7 protein-coding genes are annotated in these 7,208 nt (G+C 72.8%); 4 read left to right on the plus strand and 3 right to left on the minus strand.

The genetic code is table 11. The annotated features are described in order from the left end of the window. The first annotated feature begins 267 nt into the window (after window positions 1–267). The gene (locus PV363_RS14145; RefSeq protein ID WP_301022641.1) at window positions 268–1,548 is read left to right on the plus strand and encodes an FAD-dependent oxidoreductase; all 1,281 of its coding nucleotides are present in this window, start codon (window positions 268–270) and stop codon (window positions 1,546–1,548) included. Between the two features lie 10 nt (window positions 1,549–1,558). Here the strand turns inward: PV363_RS14145 and PV363_RS14150 are convergent, their stop codons facing one another. Continuing rightward, window positions 1,559–1,837 (minus strand): hypothetical protein, encoded by a 279-nt coding sequence (locus PV363_RS14150; protein WP_220344374.1) that lies wholly within the window; start codon window positions 1,835–1,837, stop codon window positions 1,559–1,561. Between the two features lie 65 nt (window positions 1,838–1,902). Next, window positions 1,903–2,793, minus strand: a complete 891-nt coding sequence (gene metF, locus PV363_RS14155) for a methylenetetrahydrofolate reductase [NAD(P)H] (RefSeq protein WP_220344373.1) — start codon at window positions 2,791–2,793, stop codon at window positions 1,903–1,905. 86 nt (window positions 2,794–2,879) lie between these two features. Between metF and PV363_RS14160 the strand changes: the two genes are divergently transcribed. After that, window positions 2,880–3,935 (plus strand): polyprenyl synthetase family protein, encoded by a 1,056-nt coding sequence (locus PV363_RS14160; RefSeq protein ID WP_301022642.1) that lies wholly within the window; start codon window positions 2,880–2,882, stop codon window positions 3,933–3,935. Between the two features lie 18 nt (window positions 3,936–3,953). Here the strand turns inward: PV363_RS14160 and PV363_RS14165 are convergent, their stop codons facing one another. Further along, on the minus strand, window positions 3,954–4,340 hold the full coding sequence (locus PV363_RS14165; RefSeq protein WP_220344371.1) for an Rv2175c family DNA-binding protein: 387 nt from the start codon (window positions 4,338–4,340) through the stop codon (window positions 3,954–3,956). Window positions 4,341–4,475: 135 nt separating this feature from the next. Here PV363_RS14165 and pknB point away from each other — a divergent pair, with 135 nt between their 5' ends. Both pknB and PV363_RS14175 read left to right on the plus strand, forming a co-directional pair. Next, window positions 4,476–6,500: a Stk1 family PASTA domain-containing Ser/Thr kinase gene (gene pknB, locus PV363_RS14170; protein WP_301022643.1), complete on the plus strand. Its 2,025-nt coding sequence runs from the start codon at window positions 4,476–4,478 to the stop codon at window positions 6,498–6,500. A 52-nt stretch (window positions 6,501–6,552) separates the two neighbouring features. After that, a partial coding sequence (locus tag PV363_RS14175; RefSeq protein WP_301022644.1) for a TIM barrel protein occupies window positions 6,553–7,208 on the plus strand: 656 nt, incomplete at its 3' end.

Genomic DNA, 7,208 nt, shown 5'->3' on the forward strand with positions numbered 1-7,208 from the left:
CGCGGTGTTCGCAACCTCGTTCGACCAGCTCGTCGCGATCACGGGCGGCACTCCCACCGAGGTCGCCTGACCCGGCAGCGCCGATCACCCGGAGACATGGAGCTGCCCGCCCGGCTCGACCCCCGACGCGAGCCGGACGAGCAGCGTCGCCACCATCGTCTCGCGCGTGAGCGCCGATCCACATGAGCATTCGTACTCAGATCGTGACCTGAGCGAGGACCGCGACGTGCACGTCGGCGCGTCGGCGTCGCTCGGTAGCCTGACCCGGTGGCTGACGTGGTGGTGGTCGGGGGCGGGTTCGCGGGCATCTCTGCTGCGGTCCGCCTGGCCAAGATGCGGCACCGCGTGGTCCTGCTCGAGGCCGACGACCGTCTCGGTGGGCAGCTCCGGCCGTACGAGGCGGGAGGCTGGTCCTTCGACCACGGGTGGTCGGAGCTGACGCTGCCCGCGACGGTGCGTGACCTCTTCAAGAAGTCCGGCCGGCCGCTCGAGCGCGTCCTCGACCTCGAGCCTCTTGCCGTCGCCCGGCGGCATGTGTTCGACCGCGACCTCGTCCTCGACCTTCCCACCGGCAGCCGGGGAGCCCAGACCGACGCGATCGACGCCGTGCTCGGCCGTGGCACGGGCGAGCGGTGGACCCGGTGGCTCGACGGGTTCGACGACGCGTGGGAGGTGCTGCGCCATGTCGCGCTCGGGCGGCCGCTTACCGGACGCGACGACTTCGACCGTGAGCAGTGGCGGACGCTGCGGATGCGCCTGTCCCTCGAGCGCGCGGCTCGACGCGGTCTTCGCGATCCTCACCTCCGCGCGCTCGTGCTCGACCGCCACCGGCTCGACGGGCAGCAGCCCCGCTCGATGCCCGCCTTCCTCGGGGTGTACGACCTGGTCGAGCGTTCCTTCGGCCGTTGGCGGATCGCCGGCGGCTCGACGGCCCTCCTCGCGGCGCTCGAGCGACGGCTGGAGGAGCGGCGGGTGGAGATCAGGCCCGGCGTGCGTGCCCACGACGTGACAGGGACCGACGTCGTCGACGGTGTCCTCACCGACGACGGCAGGGTCGGCGCGGACGTCGTCGTGTGGGCAGCCCCGACCGGACCGGGCGGGCGGTCGGAGACCGACGCCCTCCCCCGGGTGCCGTCGGCGGTCACCTACCTCGGCCTGGGCCCGTACGCCCCCCGGCTGGCTCAGCAGACGGTCGTCCACGGCACCCCCGTCCGGGTCACGCCCAGCGCCACGCACACGGGCGACGGGCAGGCATGGACGGTCGAGCACCTCGCCGCCGAAGACCCCGTGCTGACCTTGCGCCGGGTCGGGATCGACGTCGGCGACCACGTCGTCCACCGGGAGGACGTGAGCCCGGTCGACGTGGCGCGCCGCCACGGGGCGCGCCACGGCTGGCAGTGGTCGGGGTGGCGTACGGCGTTCACGCTCCCCGGGGTCGGGCCGGAGCGACGCGGCCTGCTCCGGGTCGGCGTCAACGCCCACCCAGGCCCGTCGACCGAGCTGGTCGCACTCGGGACCGCCGCGGCGGCCGAGACCCTCCGACCATGAGGCCGACCGCTCAGCGGCGCCCGTGGGTGCCGGTGTGGCTCCACTCCTGACGGAGACCGGTGACGAGCGAGCCGAGATAGTGGGGACGCTCGATGCCGTCGTCCTCGACGCCACAGGTCGCCACCCCCAGACCGACGCTCACCAGGCCGCTGGTCCACCACGCGACGACGAGGAGGCCCCCGTGGACGCCTCCGTGGAAGTACAGGTAGGCGCAGCCGACGAACACGACGGCCCCGATCAGACCGCCGAGCACCAGCATCCCCCGCTTGCGGTGCTGCTCCCGAGTCACAACGTCAGGATCGCACCGCTGGGGTCCACGCGCCGGACGCAGGCGATGGCCGCGCGTGTCGCAGGTCACATCACGGGGAGCGGAGCGAGGCTCTCGTAGATGCGCCGGGTCGCCGTCGAGCGGTTGAGCGTGTAGAAGTGCAGGCCCGGCGCCCCGCCCTCGAGGAGCGCGTCGCACAGCTCGGTCGCGACCAGCGTCCCCTCCGCGCGCAGGCCGTCGGGATCGTCGGCCCACGGCTCCAGCCGTGAGACCACCGACGGCGGCACGTCGTGACCCGAGAGCTCGGCCATGCGGGAGATCTGCTTGAGGTTCGTGATCGGCATGATGCCCGGCACCACGGGGATCTCGCATCCTCGGGCGCGGACGCGCTCCACGAGCGCGAAGTAGTCCTCGGCGAGGAAGAAGAAGTCGGTGACCACGAACTCCGCCCCGGCGCGGGCCTTGGCCACCACGACGTCGGCGTCCGCCTCCAGGCTGGAGGACTCGCGGTGTCCCTTCGGGTACGCCGCCGCACCGACGCAGAAGGTCCCCAACCCCGCGACCAGGGCGACCAGCTCGTCGCCGTGGTCGAGGCCGCCCGGGTGCGGCGTCCAGGGCGCACCGGGACCTCCGACCGGGTCACCGCGCAGCGCGAGGATGTTGCGCACACCCGCGGCCGCGTACTGGCCGAGCACCGTACGAAGGTCGTCGCGCGACTGGCCGACGCAGGTCAGGTGCCCCATCGGGCGGAGCGTGGTCTCGGTGGCGATGCGCTCGGTGATGCGCACGGTGCGGTCACGGGTGGACCCGCCGGCGCCATACGTCACCGAGACGAACGTCGGGTGCAAGGGCTCCAGCTCGCGGATCGCCGTCCACAGCGCGCGCTCGCCGGCGTCGTTCTTCGGCGGGAAGAACTCGAACGAAAAGCTCGGCGCCGAGGCGGCGATGTCCTCGCTGAGACGGCGGGCGGTCGACATGACCTCACCTTAACCGGGCGTACGGCCGCAGGCGGCGGTCCGGCCGAGTCGTGGACGTCGGTGTGGACGTCGGTAGGGTGGAGATCGTGTCCGACTCCCCCGACCTCTCGACCCGGGTCGGTGAGGAGCTCCAGGCCTTCGCGGCCGCCCAGCGCGAGCGACTCGCCCCCCTCGGGCCCCGCCTGATCCCCTTCCTCGCCGCCGCGTCGGAGGCCGCGGCAGGCGGCAAGCGTCTCCGCGCGGCGTTCTGCCACGCGGGGTGGGTCGTCGGCGGCGGGACCGGCGACGACGCGGCAGTCGCTCGCGCGTCCGCCGCCCTCGAGTGGCTCCAGGCGAGCGCGCTCGTGCACGACGACGTGATCGACGCCTCGCTGACTCGGCGTGGCAACCCGTCCGCGTACGCCGCCTTCGCGATCGCCCACCGAGCGGCCGGCTGGTCAGGAGACCCCGACGCGTACGGCACCGGGGCGGCGCTCCTGCTCGGCGACCTCCTGCTCTCCTGGTCGGACGAGATGTTCCGTACGTCCGGGTTCGCACCCGCCGTCGTCGCACGGGCCACCCCGTACCTCGATGCCTGCAAGACCGAGGTGGTCTCGGGCCAGTTCCTCGACCTCGTCGGCCAGGCGATCGGCGAGAGCTCGGTCGAGGAGGCGCTGCGAGTGGTGCGCTACAAGGCGGCGAAGTACACCGTGGAACGCCCCCTCCACCTCGGTGCGGCCCTGGCGGGGGCCGGTCAGGACACGATCGACGCGCTCAGCGAGTACGCCGTCCCGCTCGGCGAGGCGTTCCAGCTGCGCGACGACGTGCTCGGCGTGTTCGGCGACCCGGCGGTCACCGGCAAGCCGGCCGGCGACGACCTCCGCGAGGGCAAGCAGACGGTGCTCGTCGCGCACGCCTACGAGCGGGCGACGAGCGAGCAGCGCGCGGCTCTCGACGGAGGGCTCGGTGATCCGTCTCTCACCCCGGAGGCGGTCGACCGCCTCCGCGACGTGATGCGTGACACCGGTGCCCTGGCTCGGCTCGAGGAGGACATCGTCGCCCTCGAGGACCGGGCGTCAGCCGCGCTCACGCATCCGCGGCTGGCGCCGTACGCCGGGTTGCTCTCGGATCTCGCGACCCGCGCGGTGCGTCGCTCGGCCTGAGCCGGTCGGGCGCTTCGCTCAGAAGCCGAGCGCCTGCGCGCGCCGGCGGACCTCACGGCCGCGGCCCTCGCGCAGCGCGTCGACCGGGCGACCCGGCAGCGTGTCGTCGGCGGTGAAGAGCCAGACCGCCGCCTCCTCGTCGGTGAAGCGTGCATCCCCCAGGAGCACCAGCGTGCCGCGAAGCCCTTCGAGCGGGGCGCCGTCGACCAGGAGCAGCGCGGGGACACGCTGCTTCGACGACGACGCCGTGCGCACGGCGAGCAGGTCCCGCTCGCGCACCTTCTGGCGTACGCGGCTCACCGTCGTCTCCAGCGCCGTCGCAGCCTCGTCCAGCGTGAGCCACTCGTCAACGAGCTCGTCGAGCTGTTCGCCCGTCGTCGGGACGGATCCGGTCTCGTCAGCCATGGGTCAAGACTCGCACGACCCGACGGAGTCGCCTCCGCCGGTCGGGGCAGGCGCTCACCTACACTGAGGCGGGGCCGTTCCCCGCGTTGGCCTGCCCGGACCACGATCCGGCCCGCACGCCGTGAGGAGGTGACCGTGACGACACTCGACGACGATCTGCTCGTAGGACGAGTGCTCGACGGTCGCTACCACCTGCGCAAGATCCTCGCCCGCGGCGGCATGGGCACCGTCCTGCTCGCCACCGACACGCGCCTCGACCGTACCGTCGCGGTGAAGGTGATGCAGTCCGGTCCCGACGCCGACGGCTTCACCACGCGCCTCCAGGGCGAGGCACGGGCCGCAGCCCGCCTCAGCCACCCCAACGTCGTCGCGGTGTTCGACCAGGGGGCCGACTTGGGGCTCCTGTACCTCGTCATGGAGTACGTCGCCGGCCACACTCTCCGCGACGTGATCAGCCGCGAGGCCCCGCTGCCCCCTCGCCGCGTGCTCACTCTCGTCGAGCCGCTGCTGCTGGCGCTCTCGGCGGCGCACGACGCACGGATGATCCACCGCGACGTGAAGCCCGAGAACGTCCTCATCACCCCCGACGGACAGCTCAAGGTCGCCGACTTCGGCCTCGCCCGGGCGATCAGCTCCGACTCGCAGGCGACGGGCGGCGTCCTGGTCGGGTCCGTCTCGTACCTCGCCCCCGAGCTCGTCCTCAACGAGGCCGCCGACGCCCGCTGCGACGTCTACGCGGTCGGCGCGATGATGTTCGAGATGCTGACCGGCTCCAAGCCGCACACCGGTGAGACCCCGCTCCAGGTCGCCTACCAGCACGTCCACGCCGACGTCCCCGCGCCGTCGACCCTGGTGGCCGGCATCCCGCCGTACGTCGATGCGCTGGTCGCCCGCGCGACAGCGCGCGACCGCGACCAGCGCTCCGCCGACGCCCGGGTCCTCCTCCACCAGGTGCGCCGAGTCCGGTCCGCGCTGGAGGCCGACGTCGCCGACGACGTCGAGCTCACCCAGGACCTGCGTCTGCACAAGATCGTGATGGCTCCGAGCGACGAGATCCCGCACCACCCGACGGAGGCGATGACGGCCCTCGCGCCCGCCGACGCCGCGCACGACCACTGGGGGCCGCGCGACCCCTCCGCGGACGCGCCGACGACGGTGGCGTCGTACGCCGACGGTGACCACGGCGGCTACGAGGCGACCCGGACCGTCACCCGCGACGCGTCCGGCATCCCCTCAGCGCCCGCGTCTCCCCCGTCGACGCCCCGCGGCGGACCACGGAGCCGGCGCGGGCGACTCCTGCTCGTCGGAGTCCTCCTCGTCGCGCTCCTCGCGGCGGGCGCCGGCTGGTGGTACGGCGTGGCGCGCTACGACTCCGCACCCGACCTCGTCGGGCTGCCGCTCGCCGAGGCGCGCGCCGAGGGAGAGCGCGCGGGCTACGTGGTCGAGACAGGCGGCGACTCCTACAGCGAGACGGTCGCCCGCGGGTCGGTCGTCTCCACCGACCCCGGTCCCGGCGGACGAATCCTTCCCGACGGCACGCTGACGCTCACCGTGTCCAAGGGCAAAGAGCGCTACCCCCTCCCCGACCTCGAAGGCATGTCCGAGAGCGAGGCGGAGCAGGCGCTGGCCGACATCAAGGCCGTCGTCGGTCAGGTCGACCGCAAGTACGACGACTCCGTCGAGCTCGGTGACGTGATCGCCGTCTCGTTGCCGGTCGGACGGATGATCCGGCCCGACACCGAGGTCGACCTGGTGGTGAGCAAGGGACGGCGCCCGGTCAAGGTGACCGACTACACCGGCAAGCCGGTCGACCGGGCTCAGCAGGAGCTTGAGAAGGCGGGCTTCGAGGTCGAGGTCACGCGGGTCAACGACGACGAGGTCCCCAAGGACGAGGTCATGAGCCAGGACCCCTCGAGCGGCACGGCCTACAAGGGCGACACTGTCACGCTCACGGTCTCCGACGGTCGCGAGCCCATCGAGGTCCCCGGCGTGGTCGGCAAGAACGTCGATGACGCGCGGGCCATCCTGGAGGCCGCCGGCTTCGTGGTCGAGGTCGAGAAGGAGCGCATCCACTTCGGGAGCAACCTGGTCTCCCGGCAGTCGCCGGGCGGTGGCGACGAGGCTCCGCCCGGGTCCACGATCATCCTCAGGATCGTTTGACCGGTCCATCGGTCGTCGTACCGTCCGGACGGTACGACCTAAGATGGTCGGCGTGCCGAACCCCTCCCCCTCTGCCCCCGTCACGCACGCCCGCAACCCTCTGGGGGCGCACATCGCCGTCGGAGCCGGGCTCGCCCGAGGTGCGTGGACGACCATGCGCGCCCTCGGGGCCGACACGCTCCAGGTCTTCGCCGGGAACCCGCGTGGATGGGCGGCGTCGGCGGGCAACCCGGGCCAGGACGCCGCGTTCCGCCAGCGGTGCGAGGACGAGGACGTGCCGGCGTTCGTCCACGCGCCGTACCTGGTGAACCTCGGCAGCCCGAACCCCACGACGTACGAGAGGTCGATCGCCGCGGTCGCGCACAACCTCGGACGCACCGCCGCCATCGGGGCGCAGGGTCTGGTCGTCCACACCGGGTCCTGCGTCGACGACGGGGCGTACGACACGGGCCTCAAGCAGGTGCGCGAAGGGCTTCTCCCGCTCCTCGACGCGCTCCCGGATGACGGCCCGCGGCTGCTCCTCGAGCCCACCGCCGGACAGGGGCGATCGCTCTGCGCCCGGGTCGACGACCTCGAGCCCTATCTCGACATCCTCGAACACCACCCTCGCCTCGGCATCTGCCTCGACACGTGCCACGCCTTCGCGGCCGGCGAGCCGCTCGACGAGCCAGACGGGGTCGCCACAACCCTCGAACGCCTGGTGGAGAT

Source organism: Mumia sp., assembly GCF_028803055.1.
Taxonomy (GTDB): domain Bacteria; phylum Actinomycetota; class Actinomycetes; order Propionibacteriales; family Nocardioidaceae; genus Mumia.

Coding starts and splice junctions, on each gene's coding strand:
- metF (WP_220344373.1), bottom strand. CDS start 2,793: ATGTCGACCGCCCGCCGTCTCAGCGAGGACATCGCCGCCTCGGCGCCG.
- PV363_RS14165 (WP_220344371.1), bottom strand. CDS start 4,340: ATGGCTGACGAGACCGGATCCGTCCCGACGACGGGCGAACAGCTCGAC.